General features: G+C 41.7%; 14 protein-coding genes. All 14 read right to left on the reverse strand.

From position 1 onward, the window contains the following. Positions 1 to 33: 33 nt before the first annotated feature. Positions 34 to 672, reverse strand: coding sequence for a DUF1836 domain-containing protein (locus G602_RS0120145; RefSeq protein WP_026660621.1), 639 nt, complete (start codon positions 670 to 672; stop codon positions 34 to 36). Between the two features lie 30 nt (positions 673 to 702). Further along, the gene (gene recN / locus G602_RS0120150; RefSeq protein WP_026660622.1) at positions 703 to 2,409 is read right to left on the reverse strand and encodes a DNA repair protein RecN; all 1,707 of its coding nucleotides are present in this window, start codon (positions 2,407 to 2,409) and stop codon (positions 703 to 705) included. Between the two features lie 176 nt (positions 2,410 to 2,585). Then, a complete protein-coding gene (gene argR / locus G602_RS0120155; RefSeq protein ID WP_026660624.1) occupies positions 2,586 to 3,032 on the reverse strand; it encodes an arginine repressor in 447 nt (148 codons plus the stop codon). Continuing rightward, positions 3,029 to 3,883 (reverse strand): NAD(+)/NADH kinase, encoded by an 855-nt coding sequence (locus tag G602_RS0120160; protein ID WP_026660625.1) that lies wholly within the window; start codon positions 3,881 to 3,883, stop codon positions 3,029 to 3,031. The genes argR and G602_RS0120160 overlap by 4 nt, the downstream gene beginning before the upstream one ends. A gap of 5 nt (positions 3,884 to 3,888) precedes the next feature. Continuing rightward, the gene (locus G602_RS0120165) at positions 3,889 to 4,779 is read right to left on the reverse strand and encodes a TlyA family RNA methyltransferase (protein ID WP_026660626.1); all 891 of its coding nucleotides are present in this window, start codon (positions 4,777 to 4,779) and stop codon (positions 3,889 to 3,891) included. Further along, positions 4,772 to 6,640, reverse strand: coding sequence for a 1-deoxy-D-xylulose-5-phosphate synthase (dxs, locus tag G602_RS0120170; RefSeq protein WP_026660627.1), 1,869 nt, complete (start codon positions 6,638 to 6,640; stop codon positions 4,772 to 4,774). Before dxs ends, G602_RS0120165 begins: the two co-directional genes overlap by 8 nt. Before the next feature lie 53 nt (positions 6,641 to 6,693). After that, positions 6,694 to 7,614: a polyprenyl synthetase family protein gene (locus G602_RS0120175; RefSeq protein WP_026660628.1), complete on the reverse strand. Its 921-nt coding sequence runs from the start codon at positions 7,612 to 7,614 to the stop codon at positions 6,694 to 6,696. Continuing rightward, positions 7,614 to 7,838, reverse strand: coding sequence for an exodeoxyribonuclease VII small subunit (gene xseB, locus G602_RS0120180; RefSeq protein ID WP_026660630.1), 225 nt, complete (start codon positions 7,836 to 7,838; stop codon positions 7,614 to 7,616). Before xseB ends, G602_RS0120175 begins: the two co-directional genes overlap by 1 nt. A 160-nt stretch (positions 7,839 to 7,998) precedes the next feature. Beyond that, a complete protein-coding gene (gene xseA, locus G602_RS0120185; protein ID WP_026660631.1) occupies positions 7,999 to 9,210 on the reverse strand; it encodes an exodeoxyribonuclease VII large subunit in 1,212 nt (403 codons plus the stop codon). Further along, positions 9,203 to 9,601, reverse strand: coding sequence for a transcription antitermination factor NusB (gene nusB / locus G602_RS0120190; protein ID WP_026660632.1), 399 nt, complete (start codon positions 9,599 to 9,601; stop codon positions 9,203 to 9,205). The genes xseA and nusB overlap by 8 nt, the downstream gene beginning before the upstream one ends. An 18-nt stretch (positions 9,602 to 9,619) precedes the next feature. Beyond that, a complete protein-coding gene (locus G602_RS0120195) occupies positions 9,620 to 9,994 on the reverse strand; it encodes an Asp23/Gls24 family envelope stress response protein (RefSeq protein WP_026660633.1) in 375 nt (124 codons plus the stop codon). Positions 9,995 to 10,119: 125 nt separating this feature from the next. Then, on the reverse strand, positions 10,120 to 11,307 hold the full coding sequence (locus G602_RS0120200; protein ID WP_026660634.1) for a mechanosensitive ion channel: 1,188 nt from the start codon (positions 11,305 to 11,307) through the stop codon (positions 10,120 to 10,122). A gap of 344 nt (positions 11,308 to 11,651) precedes the next feature. After that, the gene (locus G602_RS29405) at positions 11,652 to 13,223 is read right to left on the reverse strand and encodes a transglutaminase domain-containing protein (protein WP_207638181.1); all 1,572 of its coding nucleotides are present in this window, start codon (positions 13,221 to 13,223) and stop codon (positions 11,652 to 11,654) included. A gap of 4 nt (positions 13,224 to 13,227) precedes the next feature. Then, complete coding sequence (locus G602_RS0120210; protein WP_026660635.1) at positions 13,228 to 14,829, reverse strand: peptide chain release factor 3; 1,602 nt, start codon at positions 14,827 to 14,829, stop codon at positions 13,228 to 13,230. Positions 14,830 to 14,890: the final 61 nt, after the last annotated feature.

A 14,890-nucleotide genomic window follows, 5' to 3' on the forward strand; every position in this document is an offset into this window, starting at 1 on the left:
AATTCTTTATTTCTTTCTCTTAAGTTGAATTCTTTATTTCTTTCTCTTTTTTGAATCCTTCCCTTGCTGTCCGGGATTTCGCTCCTCATCGATATGATCAATTATGTTTTCGATAAGAAGCATCTTCATGAAAACATCATATGCGAGCAGAGAGACAAAATTCAGCATCTGAAGTTCATTCTTATCCTCGCCCTTTGCATCGGGAAAGGATTCCTGCGCGACCTTAAACTTTCTCTGAATGTCCTTTTTTAGTGTAGCTACGATCTCTTCCTGCTCATCGTAAATTGTGGTATAGATATCCCTTAAATTTATATCTGCATCATCTTTGCCAAATCTCTTATACAGAGGGTCAAAGAGAGTCTGTATATCACTGAAGGACAAAATATTCTTATAATAATAGATAAAAATCAAAAGAATAATATGGTCCTTTGAGTATTTTTTCTTTATGGGAGGCGGCAAAAGATCATTCTTTGCATAGTTGTTGATCATGGTCTTTGTAAGGATTTTGTCAACTCCTGGGTGTCTTGCAGACTTCCTGAGGCTCTCTTCCATGAAGGTAAGGAGCTGGTCCATGTAGAGGTCAATGTTGGGTATTTCGCTGACTTCTACCTGCTTGGTTCTGTCAAGGCTTGCCATTATGCTGTTAAGTAAGTCGTCGTAGTCTAGTGTCATTTTAAACCCTCATCCGCCCTTTGGGCACCTTCATATAGCACTTTTAACTGCATCGGCCTGATGCATCATTTCTCTTGCGTTCTCGAGTGTGGAATCTGTAATCTGAGCTCCACCGAGCATTCGTGCAAGTTCTGATACTCTGTCGTCATCAGAAAGTCTGTGAATCCGGGTCACAGTTCTCTCCTGGCCGTTTTCATCCTGAGTTCCCTTTGCGATCTCATAGTGATTGTCTGCCATTGCTGCAATCTGGGGAAGGTGAGTTATGCAGATTATCTGATGTCCTCTTGCAAGAAGGCCAAGTTTTTCGGAAACCTTCCACGCTGTCTGTCCGCTGATACCGGCATCAATTTCATCGAAAATAAGTGTATCAATGTCATCCTTCTCAGCAACAACAGTCTTTATTGCAAGCATTATTCTTGAAAGCTCACCGCCGCTTGCAACCTGATCAAGAGGTCTTATCTTCTCACCGGGATTGGTTGATATCATAAATTCGACATCATCAAAACCGCCCGTGGATATTTTTTTTTCATCAGGTCTTACTTCAATTTCAAATCTGACATCAATAAAATTAAGATCCTCAAGTGCCTTCTTTAAAAGCACTGAAAGTGCATCGGCATTCTTTTTTCGAAGCTCTGATATACTTCTGCATACAGAGAGAATCTCCTCATGCAGCTTTTTTTCATCTGAAAGGAGTTTTTCCCTGTAAGCACCAAGGTCTTCAAGTTTGTTTAGCTCTCTTTCCTTTTCATCCCTGTATTCAAGTACTGCTTCAATACTACCGCCGTACTTATCCTTAAGATGATTGATGATGTTAAGTCTGTCCTCTGTAAGCTGAAAATCCTCCGGATCGAACTCAAGCTCATCTATATAAGATGAAATAGCATGTCTAAAATCCGATAACAAATTATCGATATCAGAAAGCTGCTCCAGAAGCTCCTCCGCCTTATCATCATAGCTGCTTACAGAAGAAAGCTCTCTGACTGCTCTACCTATAGCATCGGCTGCACTATCATTTGATTCACCTGCACCGGTAACTTCAGCAGCTATGCCTGCTGCCTCCGCAATTTTCCTGGAGTTGACCATTCTCTTATACTTTGTCTCCAGTTCTTCATCCTCTCCCGGTCGGGGATCAGCCTCATTTATCTCATCAAACTCAAAGCTTGCAAGATCCTTTTGTCTCTCTCTTTCACGCTCATCAAGGTTTGTTTCCTCAAGGCTTTTTAGTACTTCCTTCCATTTTCTGTAGGAATCGGCACATTTTTCTTTTAGTTTTTCAAGTTCCTCGCCGGAATAATTATCAAGAATCTCAAGATGTTTCTTTTTGTGTAAAAGCTCCTGATTATCATTCTGACCATGAATATTTATCAGAATGTTGGAAAGATCCCGCAATTGTCTTGCACTAACGGTTTCCCCGTTTGCTTTACAGACACTTCTGCCCTCCATAATCTTTCTCTGGAGAATAAGGGTTCCATCCTCATCAACCGGAATATCAAGCTCCTTCAGGCTTTTAAGCTGTGCTTCATTTGTTATGCCAAAGGTCAGCTCAATAAGTGCATATTCTGCACCTGTACGTATCATCCCACTATCTGCTTTTGCACCAAGTGCCAGATTAACACTTCCGATTATTACTGATTTTCCGGCGCCGGTCTCACCACTCATAATGTTTAGACCATTTCTGAATTCAACCTCCTGCTCATTTATGAGCGCCAGGTTTTTCACATGTAGACTGTATAACATTTTTACCTCTTTCCTTTCGTGCTTCTTCGGGCATACTAAGGAAAACGCTTATCCTGTAAAATCAAGCGGATAAGCATAAAAATAAATCCTTCAAGCTTACTTGAACAGGTTCATTTTTATGTTTATCCATTTGATAATAGCTACACCTCGGAAATAATCCTATTCCGAGCTTTCTTTTACTGAATGATATCATTCAGTTCATTTATAACCTTCTGAACATCTGTAGTTGTACGTATTGCTGCCATGATGGTGTCATCACCTGCAATGCATCCGACAACATCTTCAAATTCAAGCGCGTCAATTGCTGCCGCAACAGCCATTGCCATTCCGGATACCGTGCGTATAACAAGAATATTCTGCGCACTATCCATACTGATAAATCCTGCTCTAAGAACATCCGCATATTTATCATTCATAGATGCATTATCCTGAAGATAAACATATTTATGTCTTCCATCAGGTGTTGCTCTCTTTGTAAGGCGAAGCTCTCTTATATCTCTTGAAACAGTCGCCTGTGTCACCTTAAACCCTGCAGCATTTAACATATCAGCTATCTGCTCCTGAGTCTCGATAACATTATTCTGGATAATTTCTATAAGCTTGCTCTGTCTTTTTTTCTTCATACGAGTTTTTTCCTTAAAATATTTAAAAAGCTCTCACTGCTTAGTTTCAGTATTCTGGTCACAGGCTCAGCACGGGATATTTCTATCCGGTCACCGCTCTCCATGATTATCCGTTTCCCGCCATCAAAGGATGCTTCAAGTTTCTGAATACAGCCTCCTCTGCCCTCACCAATCTCTATTGTAACTTTATCCTTTTCAGATAATAAGATGGTTCTACTGTTAGCATTATGAGAGCATATTGGCGTAAGAAGTAATATCTGAGCCTTAGGATCAACTATGGGTCCGCCTGCAGACATATTGTAAGCCGTAGAGCCTGTGGGTGATGAAAGGATTATTCCATCCGCCTGATAGCTTGTAAGCGGCATATCATTTACATAAACGTTAAAACTGAAAACCTGAATAGACGAGCATCTTGCGATAACGATGTCATTAAGAGCGTAATTTGTAACGCCCTTTTCTTCTCCCTGACACAGAACCCCCTGAAGCATCATACGGTCTTCTATTTCATATTCATCATTCAGGAGTTTATCCATTGCGCTCTCGGCTTCAGATAACTCCACCTCGGTCATATAGCCGAGCGTTCCTAGATTAACTCCGATAAGCGGTATGTTTTTTTCAAGAACATTTCTCGATGCCTGAAGCATGGTTCCATCACCGCCAAGAACTATGCAGCATTCCGATTCTTCAGGTACCGTACACAAATACTCTCTATTGCCACTGGCATCAACCGCTCTTTCCATCTCAGCGACTTCACAGATTGCTCCATGTGCCTCAAGATATGAACGAATTCTGGCAGTTTCCTTCATCTCTGGATCTTTACTCTTGTTCGTGAATATGAAAAACCGTTTCATAGTTTTTACAACTCCCCGTGCGCTCTTTTCACCGTCTCCTCAATCAACTTCTGCATCTCCGAATCTGAAGACTTACCGTTACCTGCATCAGTTACATCAGCGAGCATATGAAGGCCTGTTCCCTCATTTATCTCACTAACCTCTGTGTTTCTGCTTTCATCCTTATGTATATAAAGCAGATACTCAATATTTCCTTCCGGTCCCCTTACCGGTGAAAAATCAAGATTCAAAACCTTAAAACCGATTATATCAGCAAAATCGATTACTTTTCTGATAACCTCTTCATGGGTTTCCGGTTCTCTTACGACACCTTTTTTTCCTACCTTTTCCCTGCCTGCTTCAAACTGAGGTTTAATGAGACATACCATCTCACCACCATCTTTAAGTAGCTTTCTTGCGGGAATCAGTATTTTGGTAAGTGATATAAAGGAAACATCAACCGAAGCAAAATCAAGATCATCATCGATATCTTCTCTTGTCAGATATCTGAAATTTGTCTTTTCCATGCAGACAACTCTCTCATCTGACCTCAGCTTCCATGCGAGCTGCCCATGTCCCACATCGACGGAGTAGACCTTTGATGCTCCGTTCTGAAGCATACAGTCTGTGAAGCCTCCGGTGGAAGCTCCTATGTCCATACACACGAAGCCATCAAGGGTAAGCTCAAAACTCTTCATTGCTTTTTCAAGCTTAAGTCCCCCTCTGCTGACATAAGGGAGTTGATCCCCCTTAACTTCAAGTGATGTAATTTTTGATTCATCAAAGGATGTCCCGGGCTTATCCTCTCTCTGTCCGTTTACAAAGACATCCCCTGCCATTATGACAGCCTTAGCCTTCTCACGTGAAGGAGCAAGTCCTCTGGAAACCAGAATAACATCCAGTCTTTCCTTAGCCATTTACTGTTAATTCCTCGTATTTTCTAATAACCTTTTTTGCAACAGACTCAGCGTCAACTCCAAGCTCTTTATAGAGCTGGTCGCAGGAGCCATGAGTTACAAATTCATCGGGAAGAGCTATACAAAGCTGCACCAGGTCAATCTCTTCATCGCAGATAAAGCGTCTTACCTGATCACCAAAACCGCCTGGAGCAACATTCTCCTCCATTGTCACTATGAGCTTGTGCTTCTTGGCAGCCTCTCTGATATAGTCCTCATCAATAGGCTTAACAAATCTTGCATTCGTAAGTGAGCAGTTATAGTCCTTAGCTATAAGTATCTCTCTGACCTTTTCTGCTGTTTTTACCATACTGCCTACAGCAAAGAGTACTATGTCTCTCTCCTTGTAGATAGGTTCTGCCTTCCCCATCTCCACAGGTGCCCTGAATTCGCTTAATCCGTCATAGGCATTTCCTCTTGGATAACGGATAGCAGTAGGTCCGTCAAACTGAATTGCAAACTTAAGCATATCTGACAATTCCCACTTATTCTTGGGCGCCATGATATGCATATTAGGCATGCTTGAAAGGTATGACAGATCAAATATTCCCTGATGTGTCTCACCGTCACTTCCAACAAGTCCTGCTCTGTCGATAGCAAAAGTGACAGGCAAATTCTGAAGACACACGTCCTCAAGAACCTGATCGTATGCTCTCTGTAAAAATGAGCTGTAGACCGCAAATATAGGATGATAACCACCAACCGCAAGTCCGGCTGCAAAGGTTACCGCATGCTCCTCTGCTATTCCAGCATCAAAGAATCTCTTAGGATACATATTTCTGAATCTCTTAAGGCCTGTTCCATCGGACATAGCCGCTGTGATAGCAACAGCCTTGGGCTCTCTTTCACCGATTTTACACATTACTGTGCTGAAAATATCCTGATAATTTGCTGTGGTTCTTGGATTCCTCGGAATTCCGTTTTCAATAAGAAAAGGCTCCGTTCCATGGAATCGCGCGGGGTGTCTCTCAGCAGGCTCAAAACCTTTACCCTTTTTGGTAACCACGTGTATCATAACAGCCTTACGAACCTTCTTAGCCTCGCGAATGGCTGCCCTCAGCGCTGAAATATTGTGACCATCAATAGGTCCAAGATAAGTAATACCAAGGTTTTCAAATACCATTCCGGGAACAAAAAGCTGTTTAAAGCTGTTCTTAGCTCGTCTGATTCCCTTTACCATCTTAGGGCTTGAATTCTTAAGTGAGTTGTAAATATCATCTCTTAAATTCAGGTATCCCTCATTGGTTCTTACAACATTAAGATATTTTGCCATTCCACCTACATTCTCAGAAATGGACATTTCATTGTCATTAAGAACCATAATAAAGTTCGTATCCAGCTTAGCTGCATTGTTAAGTGCTTCATATGCAAGGCCGCCGGTAAGCGAACCATCACCGATAACGGAAACAACGGTGTACTTTTCATCGGACAGCTGTCTCGCCCTCACCATTCCAAGTCCTGCTGACAGGCTGGTTGAGCTGTGTCCCGTATCAAAGCAGTCACAGTCAGACTCAGATCTCTTAGGGAAGCCGCTCATTCCACCGAATTTTCTTAAGTTATCAAAACCAGCCTTACGGCCCGTAAGGAGCTTATGAGTGTAGGACTGATGGCCAACATCCCATATGATTTTGTCCTTTGGCATATCAAGCTCAAGATGAAGCGCCATGGTAAGTTCCACCGCACCTAAGTTTGATGCAAGATGTCCGCCTGTAACACTTATTTTTTCAATCAGAAAATCCCTTATCTCCTGAGCTAATTCCGGGAGCTTCGCTGTAGGTATTTTCTTTATATCATTTGGCTTATTGATATTATCAATTAACATGTCCGTCCTCATAATGTCAGATTATCTGATATATTCTTTTCCCTCTAAAAACATTACTTATTTCTCGAAATCATCCATGTTACAAGAGGAATCAAAAATGCATCCGCACCTTCAAACTTTGAAAGAATCTCTATAGCTTCATCTGAAAGCTTCTTTACCTCTGCCTTTGAATCCTCAAGTCCGTGAAGTGTTACATAGGTAGTCTTTTCATTCTTCTCATCAGAGCCTATCGGTTTACCAAGCGCTGCCTCATCTCCTGTTATGTCAAGGACATCATCCTGAATCTGAAAAGCAACGCCGATTTTTCTTGCTGCCTGCTCTATATTGTCCAAGGTATCCTTATCAGCTCCGGCCAGGATTGCTCCAATCATCATACTGCTTTCAAGCATGGCAGCTGTCTTATTTTCATGTATAAAAATAAGTTCCTCTTCGGTAGCTTCTGCCTTGCCCTCTGCCTCTATATCAGCGCATTGTCCGCCTACCATACCGTATATTCCGGCTTTTCTTGTAAGTATCTCAAGTGCCTTGGCCCTTCTGTCGCTTATATCTCCATCAAAAGGTGTCAGTTCATCTTTGCAATAGAACACCTTAAGCGCAGTCTCATAGGCATAGTTCAAAAGTCCGTCTCCGGCAAGAGTTGCCATTCCGGGCCCATAAACAACATGTGTGGTCTTCCTGCCTCGTCTGTACTCATCGTTATCCATCGCAGGAAGATCATCATGCACCAGTGAATAGGTGTGAATCATCTCGATAGCAGCCACGAAAGGCTCAACAAGCTGCAAATTTTTGCCGCCGGCAAGTCTGTACATCTCCATCATGAGAACAGGCCTGATTCTCTTTCCTCCGGCCATGACACTGTAATTCATGGCTTCAATTACTTTCTTTTGATATCCCTCTTCCGCAGGGAGATATTTTTTTATGACAGCCTCTGCTTCTGCTGCCTTATCATCAAGCAAACTCACAAATTCAGGCATTATTCGAAATCCTCCGTCTGTCCGTCTGACATAACCTTCTGAACCTTCTTCTCTACCTTATCTATTGAATCATTGCAGTACTTTAAGAGATCCATTCCCTCTTTAAAAAGTTTAAATGAATCCTCCAATGATACGTCGCTTTTTTCGAGTGCTTTTATTTTCTCATCTACTTCGCCAAAGGCTTCTTCGATGGTTAATTCTTTTTCGTCGTTTTTCTTTGTCATGTGACCCTCATCCGGCGCTTCGCGCCACCTTCCCCCTAGAAGGGGGAAGGCTTAAAAATATATGTTTTCTTCGCGCTATATAATATTATTGCCTAACTCTATTTAATATTATTCCCTAACTCTATTTAATATTATTCCCTGACAATATATAGTAAATACTTTAACTATAATGTCTCGCAGCCGTACTTATGACTTCTGCATCAATTACGCCGTCCCTGACATTTATTTCAAGCCTGTCGCCGGCGTTTACTCCTTCTATGCTTCTTACGTTTTTACCATTTTCATCAGATATATATGAAAAGCCTGACTGAAGCTTATCAAGAGGGCTAAGCGCCTTAAGTCTTTCTATATCTACAGCCAGTAGGTGTCTTTTTTCTCTTAATATGTCAGTCATCAGCCGCTCAAGCTTCTCTGTGCTCTGGGCAGCCCGCATCCTCTGATCTCTGATCTTCGCTTCCGGTGACAAATGCTCAAGGAGCCGCTTATCGCTGGCAGCCTTATCCCGCAGTCGCTCTATCTTTTCATTCATGCGCCTTACAAGAATATCCCTGTAGGCATCAATATCCTGAAGTAAAAGATCTATCTCATATACAGCAAGCTCTGCTGCCGCCGATGGAGTAGGTGCCCGGAGGTCTGCAACAAAGTCCGCTATAGTCCAGTCTGTCTCATGTCCAACCGCAGATATGATCGGAATAGGGCAATTGAAAATAGCCTCTGCCACCTCTTCCTCATTAAAAGCCCATAAATCCTCTATGGAGCCTCCGCCTCGCCCGACGATGATCACGTCCACATTCATCCGGGTAAGCGTTTCTATTCCCCGTACAATACTGTCCTTGGCCTGATCCCCCTGAACAATTGCAGGATACAGATAAATCTGTACGTATGGGTTTCTTCTTGTTGAAATATTTATTATGTCGCGAACCGCAGCGCCTGTAGGTGCAGTTACAACCCCCAGACTTTTTATATGTCTTGGAATCTCCTGTTTGTATTCCTGTGAAAACATTCCGCGTTCAGCGAGTTCTTTTTTTAATTTCTCAAAACGCTCAAATAAAGCACCTGCTCCGTCCAGTTCAACCTTTGCTGCATAGAGTTGGTACTTACCATCGCGTTCATAAACATCAATCGATCCGGTGACCTGAACCTGCTGTCCTTCCTGCATCCTGAATTTCAATCCGGAAGCAGCCTGGCCGCGAAACATCACACAAGAAATCGCTCCGGACGCATCTTTAAGCGTAAAGTAGATGTGACCGGAGGAATGATATTTGCAGTTACTGATTTCTCCCTTCACCGTAAGGGATGAAAGAAGGAAATCCTGCCTGAACATATTTTTAATATAAGAATTTATCTGCTCAACTGTATATACGTTACGCAAATTTAGCCAGCACTCCGTTCACAAAGGAGGATGCGCCGTCCTGACCAAATTTCTTAGACAGTTCAACCGCCTCGTTAATTGCTACTCCTGTAGGAATAGACTCATCAAATTTAATCTCATAGACCGCAAGTCTGAGGATTGCAAGCTCTACCTTACCGATACGTCCGGTATCCCAACCGGTGGTAACTTCATTAATAAGCTTATCAATCTCCGGAAGCTTGTCAGCAATGCTTTCATAACGAGACTTAACAAAATTAACGTCAGACTCGCTCATCTCTATATCGTTTGTTTCTATAAAAAGGTCTTCCTGTTCTCTCATCTCCTCTTTTGTGTTGAATTCAACACGGAAAAGTAACTGAAAAACCTGTTCTCTTAATTCTGATCTTTTCATAATATCCTCTATGTGTATTTATTCAGGCATTGTGATTCCTGCGATACGAACATTGACGTCTGTAACATCAAGTCCTGTCATGCTCTCAATTGAACTCTTTACTCTGTCCTGTACAAGCTTGCTTGTAGCAGGGATATTGTAGCTGTAGTTCATAAGAATTGACATATCCACACGAACCTTACCTTCGTTTACAAAAATCTTGGAGCTCTTCAAAATATTCTTAGGGCTGGCCTTCTCTATATTCTCGCTTGTATAATTGCCTGCCATTGCACTCACACCGTCAACCTCAAGTGCAGCAAGTGCGGCAATCTTGGATACCACATCATCAGCAATCTTAACTGATGCAATTCCCTTAGATTTAATAAGTGTATTATTCTGTACTTCCTTTTCCATAATAATCACGTTCCTTTCATACTGAAATCCTTATAATTATACAGGATATGAAAACGGAGGGCAACTTTTTATGTATGCCCTCCGCCTTAATCTCATATTTCTATTATTCAGTTAAAATCTTTATATTACTTATTCTTCTTGTTCTCATCGATGTACTTGTCAAACTTGTCAAGCTGCTTTGCTGCGAAAGCCTTTCCACCGATACCGAAAGAGATTGCAAATGCTACTGCAAGAGCTGCAATGATGATGATGAATGCAGAGTTTACGATTGTAGTAGCAATACCAAGCTGGTTAAGAACCATGATGATTCCAACTACGAAGATAACTACCTTTGAAACCATAGCATAGCCATCCATGCCGTTCTTCTTAAGTGCCTTCTCTGCAAGGATTGCAGCAAAGTAAGTAAGTGTAAGAACGATAACAGCAGCAAGAACCTTAGGCATGTAGCCGATAATAGCAGAGCCGATATCTGTAAGAACCTTAAGGTCAACTACAGCAAAGCCCTGTGCGATAAAGATGATGTTGATAACAACCTGTACAACTGTACCTGTAACCTTTGAAAGTACAAACTTCTCTGTCTTACCCTCTGTAGCATCTGTGAGCTTCTTATCAACACCTGTTGAAGCAAGGAGCTGTGTTACGATCTGACCGGCAAATCTGCCGATAAGATATCCGACAAATACTACAAGGCATGCGATAACAATACGAGGAATGTACTCGATAACTACTGAAAGCATGTTTACAGCAGGTGCTGTTATAGCATCAATCTTAAGGACATTGAGTGCTACGATGAATACAGGAATCATGATAAGTACATATACGATGTAAGCAAGTGTATATGAAAGCTTAGCATTGTCCTTTACTTCCATACCTGCCTTTGCCTGAAGCTCATCAAGCTTGAGCTGTGCAAAAAGAGGTGCAAGAAGTGCACGAACTGTTGTTGCAATGATGTTGCCGACAAAGATAACAATTACTGCGGCAAGGATGCTGGGAACGTATCCCCAAACTGTGTTTAAGAGTCCCATTATAGGACCAGAAATGCTATCAATTCCGAGTGCCCCAAAAATCTGCGGAATGAAAAGCATAAATACCAGGAAGTAAACGAGCTTACTGATGTAAGTGATTGTTACTCCGGGTCTCGGACCATCAGCTCTTGACACGATAAAGCCAAGCTTTGTGTGTGTAAGAAGCTTAATGATAAGCGACTTAGCAATTGATGCGGCGATATAGGCTACAAGCAAAACCAGCAGCGCTACTACCACCTTCCCAAATCCCCCTAATAATCCGGTCATAAAATTTGTAAAATTTAACATACCATTTCCTCCTTGTTTTTTACAAAACTACAATCATTTTATCACCGCAATCAATTATGTTCAATGAATATTGTTAACATTTTATCATTTTTTTGTTAATAGGACGTTCTAAGATTTCTGCGGTATAGTGTGCGAGATTTACGTTTACGTCTGCGTCGTGATTTTCTAAAATTATAAAAAAACGAGTGCCTCATCTCATGTTATTCGAAACAATCGGCACTCGTTTTTATTAAATTTTGAAAATCATCTCCTCGTCCGAGAACTGTAAATTTCGCACACTATACCACAGAAACCTTAGAACTGTCTCATCAAGCCGCTTATATATCAAAAAATATTCACTTAATTCAATATAGCCAGATTATAAGGATGTATTGCTCATCAAATGTGGTATATGAAACCGTGTTGTTGGAACCCTCCATATAACCGAAGACTTTCTGATTAGTTATCAGGTTGTTGATAAACTCATCATAAACCGCACGGGTACTGCATTTGATAGTGACGTTGTTACTGCCGTCAGCGTATCTTCTGGTAAAAAGTTCACCGAGGGCGTTGTAGTCATTTTCAGTAAAGTACTCGCCCTCACGTACGTAGTAGTTGTTTCTCATAGAGGTGCAGTCAGGAACCGGAAGTGTCTCAGAGATGGTGTGTGTCTTGCTTATATCCTGAGTTGTGCAGCAGAGGTAGGTATAGTTAATCAGAGGCATCTTCTGCGCGCTCTCTCCACCCGCCTCAAATTTCTGATAGGAAGAATCCCCCCAGGTAGTGTCTACATAGGTATATTCTCCATCAACAAGTACCAGGTTCCAGGCATGACCTACGCCTGCGACTTTTCCTGTGATAAGAGTCGTTGGAATTCCCAGCTTATTTAAAAGGTATTGTGTTGCCTTTGCATAGCCCTGACATACAGAGCTGCCGAATATGAATACAGAGCAGATATTCTGGTTATCTGGTGCCTGGGCATCATATTCTGTATTGGTAATGAGATAGTCGTAGATGTACTTAACCTTTGAATAGGTATCTGAATCATTAGGAACTCCGGCGAGGCAGGTATCAACATATGCATCTATCTTTTCCTGTCTTGCTGCGATTTCTTCTGCGCTGTAAATATAGTTACCTGTAAAGGAAATTTTCTTTAGGACTCCGGCTATCGTATACCTTGTATAGGTATAGCCATCCATATAGAAAAATTCAGGGTGATCTGCCAGCACAAACTGACATACCACATCAAGAGTGTCCTCATCAAGTGTTGAAACAACTATATCCTCTGCGCGGTTTTTTATAATCTGATAGATTTCAACATACAGCGTCTTACCATCATTTGTAAGGTGCTCGTATGCATAATTACCTTCCTGTGTTTTCTTTATTTCATCGATATCCACAGGTGATAATCCGATAGATTCGCGCTGAGTCTCCTGATAAGAATCACTAAAATAGGTTGTGGATTCTTTTCCTGTTTCTTCCTCAGTTTCTTCCACGTCCTTATGTCTTCCGGTACGGCCTGTCTCTATTTCAATCTGCTCAATGAGATCGTCTATCGCCTTGTTAACCTTATCGGGATCAAAGGCGGGACTACCGGAATTGTCTGATGCCTCACTGTCAGTTTCAGTACCATTTTCCGTAGAAGTCTTATCATCTGATGCGGATGTATCAGAATCTGCTTTTGCAGACTCTATAATATTATTTTCCTTATCACCGCTGTTATCAGAAGGCTGGGAAATAGCTGTTTCTGCACCATCCTTAACATTTTTTCCCTGACCGATTCTGTCCCCGTCATTCATCAGATTATTAGCCTGAAGGAATTCGGAAAGGGAATCATTAACCTTACTACAGCCGGCAAGTATCGTGCTCATGCATAAAAATGCAAAAAAGACAGATGCTTTCCCTATTAAGTTTTTAAAACATCTGTCTTTCATCATAACTTTAGTTCTTTCTGAATTCACTAAGAGAAAGTCCCTTGTTTCTGTCAAGAACCATCTGAGGGCTCCACTCATTTATGAAGATAAGGAGTGGTCTTCCGTTCATATCCTTAATCTTCTTCATATCCGAAGTTCCTACCAGTGAATTCATGTCTACATCTTCATTGTCAACCCAGCGTATATACTCATATGGTAACATATCCAGAATAATTTCGACATTATATTCATTTTCAAGTCTGAATTTCAAAACATCAAACTGGAGGACACCGACAACTCCGACGATGATTTCCTCCATACCCATATTAAATTCCTGGAAAATCTGAATTGCACCTTCCTGCGCAATCTGCTCAATACCTTTGACAAACTGCTTACGCTTCATGGTGTCAACCTGTCTTACTCTTGCAAAATGTTCAGGCGCGAAGGTCGGTATTCCCTCGTACTTCACAGTATCCTTGGGCATACATACCGTATCACCGATTGAGAAAATACCGGGATCGAATACACCCATTATATCACCTGCATAAGCTTCGCTTAATATCTTACGTTCATCTGCCATAAGCTGCTGAGGCTGTGAAAGTCTGAACACCTTTCCTGACTGAACATGCTTAACTTCCTTGTCTGCATCATAGCGTCCTGAGCAGATTCTCATGAAAGCAACTCTATCTCTGTGAGCCTTGTTCATGTTAGCCTGGATTTTGAAAACAAAGGCAGTAAACTCATGATCCTTAGGATCAATAATCTCACCCTCAGAATCTGTTCTGCCACTTGGAGGAGTAGCCATCTGAAGGAAGTTATGAAGGAAAAGCTCAACACCGAAATTCTGAAGTGCAGAACCAAAGAATACAGGAGTAAGCTTACCGGCTCTTACTTCATCAAGATTAAACTCAGCACCTGCTCCATCCATAAGCTCGATCTCACCCTCAAGATTCTCAAGCGCTTCCTCGCCGATTGTGGATACCAGCTGATCCCTGTCATCCATGGGGATTATGGTCTCTGTACCTTCCTTAGTACCCTTCATTGTATCCTGGAAGGTTACAACATGCTTCTCACTTCTGTCATAAATCCCCTTGAAGTTCTTACCTGAGCCAATAGGAAGATTCATGGGACATGTAGCTATTCCAAGGTGATCTTCAATATCATCAAGAAGTTCATAGGTATCCATCGCGTCTCTATCAAGCTTGTTAATGAAGGTAAAGATCGGTATATGTCTCATTGTGCAGACCTTGAAAAGCTTCTTGGTCTGAGGCTCAACACCCTTACTTGCATCTATAACCATGACCGCTGAATCTGCAGCCATAAGTGTTCTGTATGTATCCTCTGAGAAGTCCTGGTGTCCGGGTGTATCAAGAATATTGATACAGCAGTCCTCAAAATTAAACTGAAGAACTGATGATGTAACCGAAATACCACGCTGTTTCTCAATTTCCATCCAGTCAGAAACAGCATGTCTTGCTGTCGCTTTACCCTTAACCGACCCCGCGAGGTTGATAGCTCCACCATAAAGAAGGAACTTCTCAGTAAGTGTAGTCTTACCTGCATCGGGATGGGATATGATTGCAAAGGTACGTCTCTTATTTATCTCTTCTGTTGTATGGTTATTACTCATTACTTAACCTTTCTAAACTTAAAACAAAACAAATCTGCACGCACAAAAACGCACTCTTTCT

Source organism: Butyrivibrio sp. AC2005, assembly GCF_000424145.1.
Taxonomy (GTDB): Bacteria; Bacillota; Clostridia; order Lachnospirales; family Lachnospiraceae; genus Butyrivibrio.